The organism is Bradyrhizobium sp. BTAi1 (assembly GCF_000015165.1).
In the GTDB taxonomy this organism is placed as follows: Bacteria; Pseudomonadota; Alphaproteobacteria; order Rhizobiales; family Xanthobacteraceae; genus Bradyrhizobium; species Bradyrhizobium denitrificans.
Genome location: NC_009485.1, coordinates 6,442,068 through 6,456,288, shown reverse-complemented (window position 1 = coordinate 6,456,288; position 14,221 = coordinate 6,442,068). Strand labels below are relative to the sequence as shown.

10 protein-coding genes are annotated in these 14,221 nt (G+C 66.9%); 6 read left to right on the top strand and 4 right to left on the bottom strand.

The features are described 5' to 3' along the window. Nucleotides 1-299: 299 nt before the first annotated feature. The gene (locus BBTA_RS29075) at nt 300-1,964 is read right to left on the bottom strand and encodes an aminotransferase class III-fold pyridoxal phosphate-dependent enzyme (RefSeq protein ID WP_012046081.1); all 1,665 of its coding nucleotides are present in this window, start codon (nt 1,962-1,964) and stop codon (nt 300-302) included. Between the two features lie 35 nt (nt 1,965-1,999). Between BBTA_RS29075 and asd the strand changes: the two genes are divergently transcribed. From asd to BBTA_RS29045, 6 genes are all read left to right on the top strand, one after another. Beyond that, the gene (gene asd / locus BBTA_RS29070; RefSeq protein WP_012046080.1) at nt 2,000-2,881 is read left to right on the top strand and encodes an archaetidylserine decarboxylase; all 882 of its coding nucleotides are present in this window, start codon (nt 2,000-2,002) and stop codon (nt 2,879-2,881) included. A 108-nt stretch (nt 2,882-2,989) separates the two neighbouring features. Next, complete coding sequence (locus tag BBTA_RS29065) at nt 2,990-3,976, top strand: NUDIX hydrolase (protein WP_041750960.1); 987 nt, start codon at nt 2,990-2,992, stop codon at nt 3,974-3,976. A 154-nt stretch (nt 3,977-4,130) separates the two neighbouring features. Then, a complete protein-coding gene (locus tag BBTA_RS29060) occupies nt 4,131-4,640 on the top strand; it encodes a (2Fe-2S)-binding protein (RefSeq protein WP_012046078.1) in 510 nt (169 codons plus the stop codon). After that, nucleotides 4,637-5,653 (top strand): xanthine dehydrogenase family protein subunit M, encoded by a 1,017-nt coding sequence (locus tag BBTA_RS29055; protein WP_012046077.1) that lies wholly within the window; start codon nt 4,637-4,639, stop codon nt 5,651-5,653. Before BBTA_RS29060 ends, BBTA_RS29055 begins: the two co-directional genes overlap by 4 nt. 4 nt (nt 5,654-5,657) lie before the next feature. Continuing rightward, complete coding sequence (locus tag BBTA_RS29050) at nt 5,658-7,862, top strand: xanthine dehydrogenase family protein molybdopterin-binding subunit (protein WP_012046076.1); 2,205 nt, start codon at nt 5,658-5,660, stop codon at nt 7,860-7,862. A gap of 386 nt (nt 7,863-8,248) precedes the next feature. Further along, nucleotides 8,249-9,145: a DUF3313 domain-containing protein gene (locus BBTA_RS29045; protein ID WP_012046075.1), complete on the top strand. Its 897-nt coding sequence runs from the start codon at nt 8,249-8,251 to the stop codon at nt 9,143-9,145. A 98-nt stretch (nt 9,146-9,243) separates the two neighbouring features. On the opposite strand, the gene BBTA_RS29040 is transcribed toward BBTA_RS29045, so the two are convergent. From BBTA_RS29040 to BBTA_RS29030, 3 genes are read right to left on the bottom strand one after another with little or no spacing between them, the layout of a single operon-like run. Next, nucleotides 9,244-11,205: a MacB family efflux pump subunit gene (locus BBTA_RS29040; protein ID WP_172241538.1), complete on the bottom strand. Its 1,962-nt coding sequence runs from the start codon at nt 11,203-11,205 to the stop codon at nt 9,244-9,246. Next, entirely contained in the window at nt 11,205-12,497 is a 1,293-nt protein-coding gene (locus BBTA_RS29035; RefSeq protein ID WP_012046073.1) for an efflux RND transporter periplasmic adaptor subunit, read from the bottom strand. The genes BBTA_RS29040 and BBTA_RS29035 overlap by 1 nt, the downstream gene beginning before the upstream one ends. Then, on the bottom strand, nt 12,494-14,008 hold the full coding sequence (locus BBTA_RS29030) for an efflux transporter outer membrane subunit (RefSeq protein WP_012046072.1): 1,515 nt from the start codon (nt 14,006-14,008) through the stop codon (nt 12,494-12,496). Before BBTA_RS29030 ends, BBTA_RS29035 begins: the two co-directional genes overlap by 4 nt. Nucleotides 14,009-14,221 lie beyond the last annotated feature (213 nt).

Genomic DNA, 14,221 nt, shown 5'->3' with positions numbered 1-14,221 from the left:
TCACCATGCGAGCGCCGGAGGCGACGGCCCCCGCCCGTCGGAGTCTGCAAGCCGGCCGATATGCCCCGCAAGGGCGCGTGGCGATCGCATACGGGGAGAGGGGGCTGTCGCGACGAGCAGTCCCGCTCGAGAGCGATACCGTCATGCCCGGGCTTGTCCCGGGTACCCACGTCGATCCCGCGATGCCGAACAAGGTGGATGACCGGGACAAGCCCGGCCATGACGACGTGGAGACAGTCGGGCGCAAAACGCCGATCGCCGTAGGCCACCGCCCCGCGAAAGCGGGGCAGAGAGCGACCTCAACGTCCGACCACGGCGCCGACCATCTCTTTCAGGATCTGGCGCTTGATCGCCTTGTTGGTGAGGGTGCCGTCGTTCCACCACCAGCCGTCCTGCTTCATCTTCTCCGCCGCCGCGACGAAGCGCTTGGTGACCTCGGCGAAATCGGCGTCGGTGTAGTTCAGGCTGAAGATGAAGCGGCCGGTGCCGACCCAGCTGAGCGCCAGGCCTTCGGCGCGCAGATAGAATTGCAGCATCCAATTGTAGCGCGACGGCACGGTGTACTCGACCAGCCAGATCGACTGCAGATTGGACACGCGCACCGGCAGGTCGCGCGCGCTCAGGGCAGTGTTGAGCTCGCCGGCGCGGCCGTCCCAGGTTTCGTCGAGCCCATCATAGATGGTGCGGAAGTTCGGGCTGTCGAGCCGGCTCAGGAACTCGTCCATTGCCGTCATCACGTAAGGGTGCGAGTTGAAGGTGCCGCGGGCGAAGCAGATGTCGGCCGGCCGGTCGTCGCGGAAGCGGCGCATATAGTCCTTCTTGCCGCAGACCACGCCGATCGGCAGGCCGCCGCCGAGGCTCTTGCCGTAGGTCACCATGTCGGCCTTGACGCCGAAATATTCCTGGGCGCCGCCCGGGGCGAGCCGGAAGCCGAGGAACACCTCGTCGAACAGCAGCACGATGCCCCTGTGGGTGCAGACTTCGCGCAGCTGTTTCAGCCAGGCCGTGTAGGCTTCGCGGTCGTAGCGGCCCTTGCGGGAGGAATCGACCAGCGCGGAATCGCCCGGTGCGTTGCCGTTCGGATGCAGCGCCTGCAGCGGATTGACCAGCACGCAGGCGATGTCGCGCCGTGTGCGCAGGACGTGCAGCGTGCGTTCCGACATTTCGGCCAGCGTGTAGGTCTCGTGCGGCGCGATCGGATTGCCGACGCCGGGCTGCACGTCGCCCCACCAGCCATGATAGGCGCCGGCGAAGCGCACCAGGTGGCTGCGGCCGGTGTGGTAGCGGGCGAGCCGCACCGCCTGCATCACGGCTTCGGTGCCGGACATGTGGAACGAGACCTCGTCCATGCCGGACAGTTCGGTCAGCCGCTTCACATTGTCGGCAACGACCGGATGATACAGGCCGAGCACCGGGCCGAGCGCCTGCGCGCGCCGCTCGGCGGCGGCGATGCACTCCTTGTAGAAGTCGTAGCCGAAGATGTTGACGCCGTAGGAGCCGGTGAGGTCATAGAACTGATTGCCGTCGAGGTCGGTCAGCGTGACGCCGGACGAGGCCTGCATGAACGAGCCGGCGCCGAGTTGCTCCTTGACCAGCCGGCTGTATTGGAACGGCACGCGGTAGGACTGGGTGAATTGCAGGTCGGAGATGCGGCTTGCAGCCTCCGCGGTGAGCGCGCGGCTCTTGGCGAATTTCTCCTGGAACAGCGCGCCGAGGCGGAAGAAGCCGTCCTGGCGCCGGGTGGCGATCTCCCCCGGCGCGCCATCGGAGCGGAAGAAGTCGTCGATTTCGAACTCATAACGCGGGATCAGCCTGGAGATCCGGCGCGACATCTTGGAATGGCCGGCGAGCGAGCGGTGCTTGGCACGCGACAGCTCGATGCGGGCCTTGACCTTCGGGGCGACGGCGGCCGTCACGGCAGCGCCAACCGCCAACGTTACATAAGGAATCGCGTTTTCCATCATGCCCAAAAGCGCTAACCACTCCTGCTGACAGATTCATGACAGTCAAAAGCCTGATCGCCTCCTTCACCCAACAGGAAGACCTCAACTTCCTGCTCACCAACCGCGTGCCGCGCGCCGCGCTGACCCGCTTCATGGGCTGGTTCTCCAAGATCGAGAATCCGCTGGTGAAGGACGCCTCCATCGCGCTGTGGAAGCTGTTCTCCGATCTCGATCTCTCCGAGGCCAAGGAGAGCGAGTTCAAGAGCCTGCATGCCTGCTTCACCCGCGAGCTGAAGCCAGGCCTGCGGCCGTTCGATCCCGATCCCGCGATCGTGACCAGCCCGTCCGACGGCATCATCGGCGCCCATGGCCAGATCCGCGACGGCGAGCTCTATCAGATCAAGGGCGCCCCTTACGCCTTGCGCGACCTCGTTGCGGATCCCGCCGTGGTCGAGACCCATCGCAATGGCTGCTTCGTCACCATCCGGCTGACCTCGAGCATGTATCATCGCTTTCACGCGCCAGCGGACATGACGCTCGAGCATGTCAGCCTGATCCATGGCGATGTCTGGAACGTCAATCCGATCGCGCTGAAGCGCGTCGAGCGGCTGTTCTGCAAGAACGAGCGCGCCGTCATCCGCACCCATCTCGCGACAGGCGAGCCGTTCACCATCGTGCCGGTCGCTGCGATCCTGGTCGCCAGCATCCGCCTGCACGCGCTCGACCGCGTATTGAACGCGCAGACCGAGCGGCCGCTCGCCTACAGCTGCAACAATGTCGTGCGCAAGGGCGACGAACTCGGCTGGTTCGAGCACGGCTCCACCATCATCCTGCTCGCGCCCGGCGACTTCACCTTCTGCCCTGAGATCGCCGAGGGCGCGCGGATTCGCGCCGGCCAACCGCTGTGGCGCAGGCGCGTCGCCGCCGAGGGAATGTAAGATCTGCGCCACCGGCGCTCGATTTCGCCGTTGCGCTTCACTATATGGTTGCGCTCAATTCACGAATCGGGACCGCGGCCCCCGCGATCCCCGGCCACAGGAGAGGCGATGGCGAGAGCGCCCATCATGGCGGCAGGCGGCATTGTGCTGCGGCGGGAGCAACCGCCGCGGGTCGCGGTGGTGCGCCTGCGCAAGCGCGACGAATGGGTGCTGCCCAAGGGCAAGCTCGATGATGGCGAGACGCCGCGCGACGCCGCCAAGCGCGAGGTGCTGGAAGAGACCGGGCACAAGGTGACCGTGCACGAGTTCCTCGGCACCCTGGTTCATGACACCGGCACCCGCTCGAAGGTCGTGCATTATTGGCGCATGGAGGCGTCCGGGGACCAGACGCAGCCGCTGATGGACGACGTTCGCGCCGTCGACTGGCTGCCGCTCGAGGCCGCCGTCGCGCGGCTGTCGCGCGATCACGAGAAGACGTTCCTGGAGACGGTTGGCCCCTATGCGCTTGCCGGCCTGATTCGAAAGGCCAAGGCGAAGCCGGCGCTGGAGCCCAAGGTCGCGGCCGAAAAGGCGCAGGCCGAAAAAGCTGCGGCAGAGAAGGTGCAGGCAGAGAAGGTCGCGGCGGAAAAGCCTGCAACGACCAAGAAGCGCCGCAGCCGCGTTACTCTGCCGTCGCAGGTCCCGGGGCCGCCGTCAGAGCCGGCCGAGGCGATCCCCGAGATCGCGTGCGAACCCGCAGCCGAGATACTGCCTCCGCTGGAGCCCCCTGCGCCGGCCCAGCCCGACACGCCTGCCCCGTTGCAGGTCGAAGCGGAGACCATGCAGCCGGCAACGCCGGAGACCGAGCGCGCGCCGGCGGATCTCGCGCGCGTCGAGGCGGTGGCGGCCGCGATCAAATCGCTGGTGCCCGGCTCTCCTGCGCGGGCCGCCGAGGACGTCCGCGCGAGCGCCGAAGCGCCATCGGACATGCCGAATGCGGACGCGGCGGCAGAGCTGCGCCCGGACACGGCTTCAGCCGTCGCGGATGATCCCAATGGCGGCGCCCGGCGCAGCCTGGCCCAGAAGATGCGGGCCTGGCTCGGCCGCGCCGCCTGAGTGTATCTGGCGAAGCGCTTGATCCACAACGCATCCCGCTGAAGGCCTCCGGTGCGGGCCGCGCGCGCGAATGGCTGCGGTCCGCCGCGCAAAAATTGCTGAGAACCAATCGCGCCATTGCGGGTTGACGCGGGTCCGTCAACGGAGACCCCGCATGAGCCCGCCGCGCGAGAGTGTCGCACCTCTGACCAAACCAGCCCCGCTGTCCGTCACGCTTCGGATCAACGGCGAACGCCGTACGCTGTCTGTTGCGCCCTGGACCACGCTGCTCGACCTGCTGCGCAATCACCTCGATCTCACCGGGACCAAGAAGGGCTGTGACCACGGTCAATGCGGCGCCTGCACGGTTCTGATCGATGGCCGCCGCGCGCTGTCCTGCCTGGCGCTGGCAGTCATGAAGGACGGTGCCGAGATCACCACGATCGAAGGCCTTGCCAAGGGCGACGAACTGCATCCGCTGCAGCAGGCCTTCATCGACCACGATGCCTTTCAATGCGGCTATTGCACGCCGGGCCAGATCTGCTCGGCCGCGGGGCTCATCGCCGAGGGCAGGGCGAACAGCAAGGATGAGATCCGCGAACTGATGAGCGGCAACATCTGCCGTTGCGGCGCCTATCCGAACATCATCAGCGCGATCGAGCAGGCCATGGGAGGCGGCCGATGAACAATTTCGATTACGCGCGCGTGAGCGACGTCGCCGAGGCGGTCAAGCTGAAGGCTGAGACGCCCGATGCAAAGTTCATCGCCGGCGGTACCAATCTGATCGATCTGATGAAGTACCATGTCGAGCAGCCGCGGCGGCTGATCGACATCAGCCGGCTGCCGTTGAATGTGGTGGAGGAGACGAGCGCCGGCGGTGTGCGGATCGGCGCCCTGGTGCCGAACAGCACGCTGGCCTATCACCCGATCGTCGAGAGCCGCTATCCGCTGCTCGCGAGCGCGATCCTGGCCGGGGCCTCGGCGCAGCTGCGCAACATGGCTTCGACCGGCGGCAATCTGCTGCAGCGGACGCGCTGCGCGTATTTCTACGATGTCTCCATGCCCTGCAACAAGCGTAACCCCGGCGCGGGCTGCTCGGCGATCGGCGGGCTCGACCGCAATCACGCGATCCTCGGCGCCAGCCCGGACTGCATCGCGACGCATCCCTCCGACATGTGCGTGGCGCTGGCGGCCCTGGATGCCACGGTGCAGGTGACCGGTGCGCAGGGTGAGCGTGCGATCGCCTTCGCCGACTTTCACCGGCTGCCCGGCGACCGTCCCGATCTCGATAACACTCTGCGGGCCGACGAGATCATCACGGCGATCGAGCTGCCGGCGCAGGGCTTCGCGACCAATCATAGCTATCTCAAGATCCGCGATCGTCTCTCTTATGCGTTTGCGCTGGTCTCGGTCGCCGCGGCGCTCGAGCTCGACGGCGGCCGCATCCGCGAGGTCAGGCTGGCGCTGGGCGGTGTCGCCCATAAGCCCTGGCGCAACGCGGAAGCGGAAGCCGCGCTGCGCGGGCAGGCCCCGGGGGACGACGCGTTCGACCGGGCGGCCGATATGCTGCTCGCGGACGCCGGGGCTCACGCGCACAATGGCTTCAAGATCCCGCTGGCCCGCCGTGCCATCCGGCGCGCGCTGACACAGGCCGCGAACGGCACACCTCAGATCCAATCCACCAAGACGATCCGGTGATCCCATGACAGCTCGCATCGGCTCCGCCACCTCCCGCGTCGATGGCCGCGCCAAGGTCACCGGTGCCGCCAAATATGCCGCCGAATTCGCCGCGCCTGATCTCGCCTACGGAATCGTGGTCAGCGCCACCATTCCGAAGGGGCGCATCACCAGCATCGACGCCAGCCGCGCCCGCACGGTCGGCGGTGTCATCGACGTCATCACCCACACCAACCGTGTCAGGATGGCCGATAAGGACGATGGCTATCGCGACGAGGTCGCGCCCCAGGGCGGCTCACCCTATCGTCCGCTCTACGACGACCGCGTGCATTTCAACTTCCAGCCGGTCGCGCTCGTCGTTGCCGAGGACGAGGACACGGCCCGCTTTGCTGCGACGCTGGTCGATGTCAAGTATCAGGCGGAGGATTTCGCGACCGACTTGCATGCCCGGCGCGAGCAGGCGTTCAAGGTCGACAAGCCGATCAAGCCGCGCGGCGATGCGACCCGTGCCCTCGCCGGCGCACCCGTTCGCCATGATGCCGAATACGGTGTTCCGGTCGAGTACCATAATCCGATGGAGCTGTTCGCCTCCACGGTGCTCTGGCGCGACGGCGGCAAGCTCGTGGTCCATGACAAGACCCAGGGCGTGCAGAACGTGCAGCGCTATGTCTGCGGCGTGTTCGAGCTGAAGGAGGACGACGTCCAGGTGATGTCGCCCTTCGTCGGCGGCGCGTTCGGATCCGGCCTGCGGCCGCAATATCAGGTCGTGCTCGCCGCGATGGCCGCGCTCAAGCTGAAGCGCGCGGTGCGCGTCGTGCTCAGCCGCGCCCAGATGTACGGTCTGTGCTATCGCCCGGCGACCATCGAGCGATTGGCGATCGGCGCCAACCGGGACGGCGGGCTGACGGCGCTGACGCATGAGGCGATCGCGATGACGTCACAGCTCGAGGCGTTTTCGCGCAACGACATCGGCTGGGGCGACGTGCTCTATACGTCCGAGACCTCGCGCGCGACGCATCGGCTGGCCAGGCTCGACGTCCCGACGCCGGGCGACATGCGCGCGCCGGGCGCGGCCAGCGGCGTGTACGGGCTGGAATGCGCGATGGACGAACTCGCGGTTGCGCTGAAGATGGACCCGCTGGCGTTGCGGCTGCGCTGCTACTCCGACCGCGACCAGGACAAGAACCTGCCGTTCTCCAGCAAGCGGCTGCGCGAGTGCTATCAGCAGGGGGCCGAAGCCTTCGGCTGGTCCAAGCGCGGCCCGGAGCCGCGCTCCATGCGGGAGGGACGTGAATTGGTCGGCTGGGGCATGGCGAGCGGTGCCTGGGAGGCGATGCAGATGCCGTTCGCGTCGCGCATCGTGATGACGGCCAACGGCCATGTCGAGGTCGCGAGCGCGACGTCCGACATCGGCACCGGCACCTACACGATCATGGCGCAGGTCGCTGCCGACATGCTCGGCGTGCCGCTCGACAGCATCACCGTGAAGCTCGGCGACTCCACTCTGCCAAAGGCGCCGGTCGAGGGCGGTTCCTGGACCGCGGCCTCGATCTCGCACGCGATCGTCAATGCGGCCGGTGACATCCGCGCCGAGCTGTTGACGATCGCGCAAGCCATGCCGGGTTCGCCGCTGCTGGGGCTCACGGCGGACGAGGTGACGCTGGCCGATGGTGCCGTTGTCGCGATTGCCGATCGCAGCCGGTCGGTTGCGATGGCGGACGTCATGCGCCATGGCGGCATGGATCGCATCGAGAAGGAGCGCGGCTCGGAATTCAAGGAGGACGACAAGCACGCCCACAACACCCACGCGGCGATCTTCGCCGAGGTCAAGATCGACGAAGAGCTTGGCGTCGTCAGGGTGACGCGCATCGTCAACGCGGTTGCCGCCGGCCGGATCCTCAACACCAAGACGGCGTCGAGCCAGATCATGGGCGGCGTGGTCATGGGCATCGGCATGGCGCTGCATGAAGAGGCCAGGATCGACCATCGCTTCGGGCGCATCATGAACGCCAATATCGCCGAGTATCACATGCCGGTGAATGCCGATGTTCACGACATCCAGGTGATCTTTGTCGAGGAAGAGGATCGCATCATCAACAAGATGGGCATCAAGGGCCTCGGCGAGATCGGCATCGTCGGCGTCCCCGCCGCCATCGCCAACGCGGTCTATCACGCCACCGGCAAGCGCGTGCGCGACCTGCCGATCACGTTGGACAAGCTGCTGGGGTGATCCGCCGGGACAAGCATTCTCACAAGCCCTCAGAGGATCAAGCGGTCGAGCCGAGGCACGCGGTGAGCTTCGCGAACGGTTGAGCCTCTCCCGTTGTGGACCACGAGGGGAGAGGGGACATCGGCGCTGTCGCTGCGTGGCTCGTCTCGATGAGTTGTGCTGCCGATCAGCCCGATAGAAGATCGTTCTCGGCAGATGGGCTTCTGCATCGAATCTTGCCTGTCGCGACAACGCCATGCTCGCGACACGCGCGCCGCACTCTCTCCGCGGTTCGCGCCGTTTCGTAACATCTCTCCACGCTTCCGCCCTATGCTGTCCGAATTGTCGGATGAGAACGATGCGCCGTCCGCAGAGGCGGACATGAGAGGCGTGAAGGCGGTCCGGGCATGGTCGAGGTCGACATCGCGTGTTGGGTGAGATCGTACACGCCGGCCGCTGCTCGCGTGACCATGCTCTGCACGGCCCTGGGCCTGGCCGGTTGCGCGACCGCGCCGATGACGCAGAGTGGGGCGCTCGCGTCCTATCAGACGCTGTCCGAATCCAACGGCGTTCTCGCCAAGTCCGTGCTGAACGTCGACAAGGACGCGGTGCTCGCGGCCTCGACCATCCGCATCATGCCGACGTCGTTTTCCGGACAGGCCAACGAGGTTCTGAGCGACGAGCAGCGCCGGCTGGTCGCCAATGCCGTCGATCGCGCGCTGTGCCTCAATCTGAGCGAACGTTTCACGGTCGTCGCTCCATATGAGAAGGCCGACCTGACGACGCGCACTTTCATCACCCAGGCGACGGCGACCGACCCGGTCGCGGCGGGGGCGTCCAAGGTCGTCTCGGCCGTGCCCGGTGCGCTCGGCGTTCCCGTGCCGGTGCCGCGGCTGCCGATCGGCCTCGGCAGTCTCACGGTCGAAGCCGAGGCGGTCGACCGCAAGGGACGTCAGCAGGCTGCGATGGTGTGGGCGCGTGGCGCCAATTCGTTCACCAATTCGCCGGTGCTGTCACAGGCCGGCGACGCCTACGATCTGGCTGCCTCGTTCAGCGCCGATTTCGGCCAGATGCTGGTGACCGGCGAGACGCCGTTCGGCAAGGCGCCGAAGCTGCCGTCGATCCAACGGATCGGCGCCGCGTTGGGAGGAAAGCCAAGGCACGCGGCGTGCGAGGCGTTCGGCCGCGATCCCGGCTTGATCGGCATGGTCGCCAACCGGCTCGGCGCGCCGCCCGAATGGGTCGACAAGGGCGCGGTCGCTCAGGACGCCGCAACGAACACGCAGATGGCCGCAAAACGGTAGCGGCAGCGCGCAGACGGCGGGCGGTTTGAGGCGAACCGCGGAAGACGCAAACCCGACCTCTCCCGGCAAGCGGCAGGGCCACGGGGGCACAGATTGGCCTATTCCCGCGCCAGCGCTGTCGCCGGATCGAGCCGCGACGCGCTGCGTGCGGGCATGTAGCCGAAGCCGATCCCGATCGCCATCGAGATGACCGCGGAGCCGACCATGGCCAGCGGTGAATAGATCAGCTGAAAGCCGACATCGAGTGCATTGAAGATGGAGCCGAAGCCGACTGCGAGCCCGAGGCCCAGCGCGCCGCCCAGCAGGCAGACCAGCACCGCCTCGATCAGAAACTGCATCAGGATGTCGCTGCGGCGGGCACCGACCGCCATGCGTACGCCGATCTCGCCGACGCGCTCCGACACCGACACCAGCATGATGTTCATGACGCCGATGCCGCCGACCAGGAGCGAAATCACGGCGATGGCCGCGACCAGCAGGGTCAGCACCTGCGTGGTGCTCTCGACCGTCTTGCGGATGTCGTCGGTGTTGAGGACAAAGAAATCCTTGGCGTTGTGGCGCGCGGTGAGTAGCGCCGTTGCCGCGCGCTCGGCGGCAGCCATCGGCGTCGCCTCGTCGACGCGCACGCTGATGCTGCGCAGCACCTGGTTGCCGATGAAGCGGGCCTGCACGGTGGTGTAGGGCAGATAGACGATCGGCGTCGAGCTGGAGCCGAAGCCGGCCTGCTGCTGCTTGGTGACGCCGACGACGCGGCAGGGCACCTTGCCGATCAGGACCACGCTGCCGAGCGGGCTCACATCCGGATCCGGAAACAGCGCCTTGCGCGCATTGTCGTCGATCACCGCATCCTGGGCGTAGGACCGCACCGTGTCGGCGTCGAGATAGCTGCCTTCGGCGAGCTCGGTGTTCTTGACGCGGAAATACTGCTCGCCGACGCCCGAGACCTGCGCGCTGACCTCGATGGCGCCGAAACGCAGGGTGCTGGTGGTCGACACCGTCGGCGAGATCGCGTCGACATAGGGCTGTTCTGCCATGACCTTGGCGTCGGCGAGCACCAGGGTTCTGATCTTGTTGGCGCGCGTGTCGCCGAAATCCTTGCCCGGAAAGAACTCCAGCGTGTTGGTGCCGAGCCGGTTGATGTCCTTCAGCACGCGCGCCTGCGAGCCTTTGCCGAGCGCCAGCACCAGCACGACGGAGGCGACGCCGATGATGATCCCGAGCATCGTGAGGAAGGCGCGCATCCGGTGCGCGTTCATGGCGAGCAGCGCCATCCGCGCCGCTTCCCGGAAGCGATCGAGATAGCTGCGCCACCATGACGATGCGGAGGCCGCCGGGACTTCGGCTGCGGTGGTCTGAGCCTGTGTCGGGCCACGCGAATTGAGCCGGTCGGAGATGACGCGGCCATCCTGGATCTCGATGATGCGCCGCGCCCGCTGCGCGACGCCGGCGTCGTGCGTGACGATGATGACCGTGCGCCCGGAGGCGCTGATCTCGTCGAGGATGCGCAGCACCTCCTCGCCGCTGGCGCGATCGAGCGCGCCGGTCGGCTCGTCGGCAAGGATGACGTCGGGATCGTTGACCAGCGCGCGGGCGATCGAGACACGCTGCTGCTGGCCGCCCGAGAGCTGGCCTGGCCGGTGATCGATGCGGCTCCCCATGCCGAGCCGCCGCAGCAGCGCCTCGGCCTTGTGGCGTCGCGCAGCCTGCGTGAGCCCTGAATAGACGGCGGGAACCTCGGCGTTCTGCGCGGCGGTCAGTTCGCCGAGCAGATGGTAGCGCTGAAAGATGAAACCGAAATGCTCGCGGCGCAACGCCGCGAGCTCGTCCGGATCGAGCGAGCTCATCTCGCGGCCGGCGATCCGGTAGCTGCCCGAGGTCGGCCGATCAAGGCAGCCGAGGATGTTCATCAAGGTCGACTTGCCGGAGCCCGACTGGCCGATGATCGCCACCATCTCGCCGCGCGCGATCTGGATGTCGACGCCGCGTAAGGCATGCACCGTGCTGTCGCCGGAGGCATAGCGGCGTCCGACATTCTGCAGGTCGATCAGCAGCTCTGCCATCATGGCCCCCCGGAGGACGCCGGCGGTGGCATCACGGTCTGCTTCGGAGCTTCCTCAGGCGTGGAGATGACGACGCGCTCGCCCTCGCTCAGGCCGGACTTCACCTCGGCCCGGATCTTGTTGTTGAGGCCGATGCGCACGTTGCGCTTCTCCAACGCGCTGGCGCCATTGAGCAGACGGACCGTATAGCTGCCGTCCGGATTGACATTGCCCAGCGCCGAGGACGGGATCGTCGGCACCTTGCGCGCCTCACCGAGCAGGATGTGGACCTCGGCGGTCATGTAGGTCATCAACTGCCCATCCGGATTGGCAACGTTGAAGACGCCGTTGTAATAAATCGCCGAGGACGTGGTGGAGGAGGACGAGCTGCTGCTCGATGTCGTCGTCGATGTCGATGAGAAGCTCGAATCGGTCTTGATCGATTCCGGGGCCGGCTCGATCGAGCCCAGCGTCGCGTGGAAGCGGCGGTCGGGATCGCCGAGGATCGTGAAGTAGACGTTCTGTCCCGGCTTGACCTTGACGACATCGGCCTCGGAGATTTCCACGCGCACGGTCATGGTCTCGACCTGGCCGAGCACGACGATCGTCGGCGCCGACTGCACCGCATTCACGGTCTGGCCCTGTTGGGTCACGATGGAGAGCACGGTGCCGTCGATCGGTGCGGTGATCCTGGTATAAGCGAGGTTCACGCGCGCGGTCTCGATGGCGACCTCGGCCTCGGCGATCTGCGCATCGAGCTGCGCGATCTGGGCCTGCGTCTGCTTCACGGTCGCTTCGGCGCTGTCGTAATCCGCCCGCGAGGACGCCTTCTGCGCCAGCGTGACCTGCTGCCGCGCCATATTGGCCTCGGCAAGCGCCAGCGTGGCGATCTTCTCGTCGCGCTGCGCACGCACGTTGCGCAGCGCCGCCTCATTGGTCCGCAGCGTGTTCTGTTGCGTCAGCGAGTCGATTTCGCCGATCAGGTCACCCGCCTTGATCTTCTGTCCGAGCTCGACATTGAGCGTCACCAGCCGTCCCGAGGCCTGAGCGCCGACCGCGACCAGCTTGACCGGCTTCAAGGTGCCGGTCGCGAGCACGGTCTGCTCGACATCGCCGATCGTGACCGGTGCCGTGACCAGATTGGCGTTGGGATTTCTGCTGTAGCGGGCAACGAGCAGAGCGACCACTGCCAGCGCAACGGCCGCACCGAGGATCAGTCGTGACCAGCGGCGCTGCGGCTTCGGCTTGACAGGCGGCGAGAGGCTGCCGTCGATTGCGGCCGGTCGGGGCATGGGAGGCAGGGGCGCGTTCATGGCGAGGGTTTGATCTCTTCGGAAAAACGCTTCGGTGACCTGGCCACGACAGTCTGCGCCAGATGCGGACCGGTGTTGTCGTCGACAACAATGGGAACGGTGCTGTCGATCGCGCCGGTCCAGCCGCCGCCGAGCGCCTTGGCCAGCGCCACGTAGTCCTTTGCCAGCGTGGCCCGGCTTGCCAGCAGGCTGTCTTCGGCGGTGAATTGCGAGCGCTCGGCATCGAGCACGTCGAGGAAGGTGCTGGAGCCGGTCTCGTACAGCGAGCGCGACAGTCTGGCGGCCTCGCTGTAACGGCGCGCCGATTCCGTCAGGCTGCGGATACGGATGCGCTCCTGGGCGAGGTTGACGATGGCGTTCTCGACATCCTCCAGCGCGCTCAGCACGGCGCTCTGCCAGGCGACATGATATTGGTCACGCTGCGCCTCCGCGACCTCGACCGCAGCCTGCAGCTTGCCGCCATTGAAGATCGGGACGGAGAGGCTCGGCCCGATCGACCAGCCGATCGTCGAATTCTTGCCGAGGTCGCCGAGCTTCAGCGCTGACGTCGAGACGGTGCCGCTGAGGCTGACATCCGGATAGAGCGCCGCGGTTGCCTGGCCGATCTTCGCCGTATATTGCGCAAGCTGACGCTCGGCCTTGCGCACGTCGGGCCGCATCACCAGCACGTCGGCAGGGATGCCCTTGGGCAGCGGCAGACGTGGCGAGGGGATGACCGTGGCGCGCGACAGCCGCAGGCTGAGCGCGGTTGGATCGCGGCCGAGCAGCACGCCGAGCCGGTGCACGGCCTGCTGATAGGAGCTCTCATAGGTCGGTATCGTCGCCTCGGTGCTGGCAGCGAGCGCGTTCGCTTTGGCCGTGTCGACGGCGGACGCCGAACCGGCGTTCTGCTTGCGCTCGGTCAGCGCGGCGGTCTCGCGCTGCGAGGCCGCGGTGCGCTTGGCCAGCGCCACCCGCGCCTGGTAGGCGCGGGCATCGATGTAGTTGGAGGCGACGTCGCCGATCAGGGTGAGCAGCGTCGCGCGCAGATCGTCATCCGCCGCGTCGACGCCATAGGATGCGGCTTCGACCGCGCGGCGATTGGCGCCGAACAGATCGAGCTCCCAGCTCGAATCGAAGCCGGCCTGATATTGGCTGTAGGTGGTCGGGCCGATCGCGACACCGCCCGTCGAGGAACTGGCGCTGCGCGTCTCGGTCGCGGAGCCGGTGCCGCTGATGCTCGGAAACAGGGCGCCGATCGCCTGGCGCTGGGTGGCGCGAGCCTCGCGGATGCGCGCCTTGGCCGAGGCCACGTCGAGATTGCCGCCGACAGCCTCGGTGATCAGCTGGTCGAGCTGCGGATCAGCGAGGTTGTGCCACCATTGCGCGAGCTTCAGCGCTGGCGCCGGGCGGCCGCGGTCGCTGCTCCAGCTGTTCGGCACGCCGAAATCCGGCGTGACGTAGTCCGGGCCGACGGCGCAGCCGGCGAGCAGCGGGGCTGCGAGGCTTAATGCGAGCAGGAGGCGTGTCACGGCGGCTGGCGATCGCGTTCGGAAGCGGGCCGCGCCGGTCGGTCGGCCACGCCGCAGGACTTCCCTGTTGGTTACTTGTTTGATGCCCAAAGCCTTAGGCGGGAAGCCGATTGCGCAGGATTAAGTCGCGTGAAGAAATGTTTCCGCCTTAACAATACAGCTTACTTTCGCCACGATCGGGGGCCGCTTCAGGCTGTTCTTTTGGGCTCAAAT

Coding starts and splice junctions, on each gene's coding strand:
- BBTA_RS29075 (WP_012046081.1), bottom strand. CDS start 1,964: ATGATGGAAAACGCGATTCCTTATGTAACGTTGGCGGTTGGCGCTGCC.
- asd (WP_012046080.1), top strand. CDS start 2,000: ATGACAGTCAAAAGCCTGATCGCCTCCTTCACCCAACAGGAAGACCTC.
- BBTA_RS29065 (WP_041750960.1), top strand. CDS start 2,990: ATGGCGAGAGCGCCCATCATGGCGGCAGGCGGCATTGTGCTGCGGCGG.
- BBTA_RS29060 (WP_012046078.1), top strand. CDS start 4,131: ATGAGCCCGCCGCGCGAGAGTGTCGCACCTCTGACCAAACCAGCCCCG.
- BBTA_RS29055 (WP_012046077.1), top strand. CDS start 4,637: ATGAACAATTTCGATTACGCGCGCGTGAGCGACGTCGCCGAGGCGGTC.
- BBTA_RS29050 (WP_012046076.1), top strand. CDS start 5,658: ATGACAGCTCGCATCGGCTCCGCCACCTCCCGCGTCGATGGCCGCGCC.
- BBTA_RS29045 (WP_012046075.1), top strand. CDS start 8,249: ATGGTCGAGGTCGACATCGCGTGTTGGGTGAGATCGTACACGCCGGCC.
- BBTA_RS29040 (WP_172241538.1), bottom strand. CDS start 11,205: ATGGCAGAGCTGCTGATCGACCTGCAGAATGTCGGACGCCGCTATGCC.
- BBTA_RS29035 (WP_012046073.1), bottom strand. CDS start 12,497: ATGAACGCGCCCCTGCCTCCCATGCCCCGACCGGCCGCAATCGACGGC.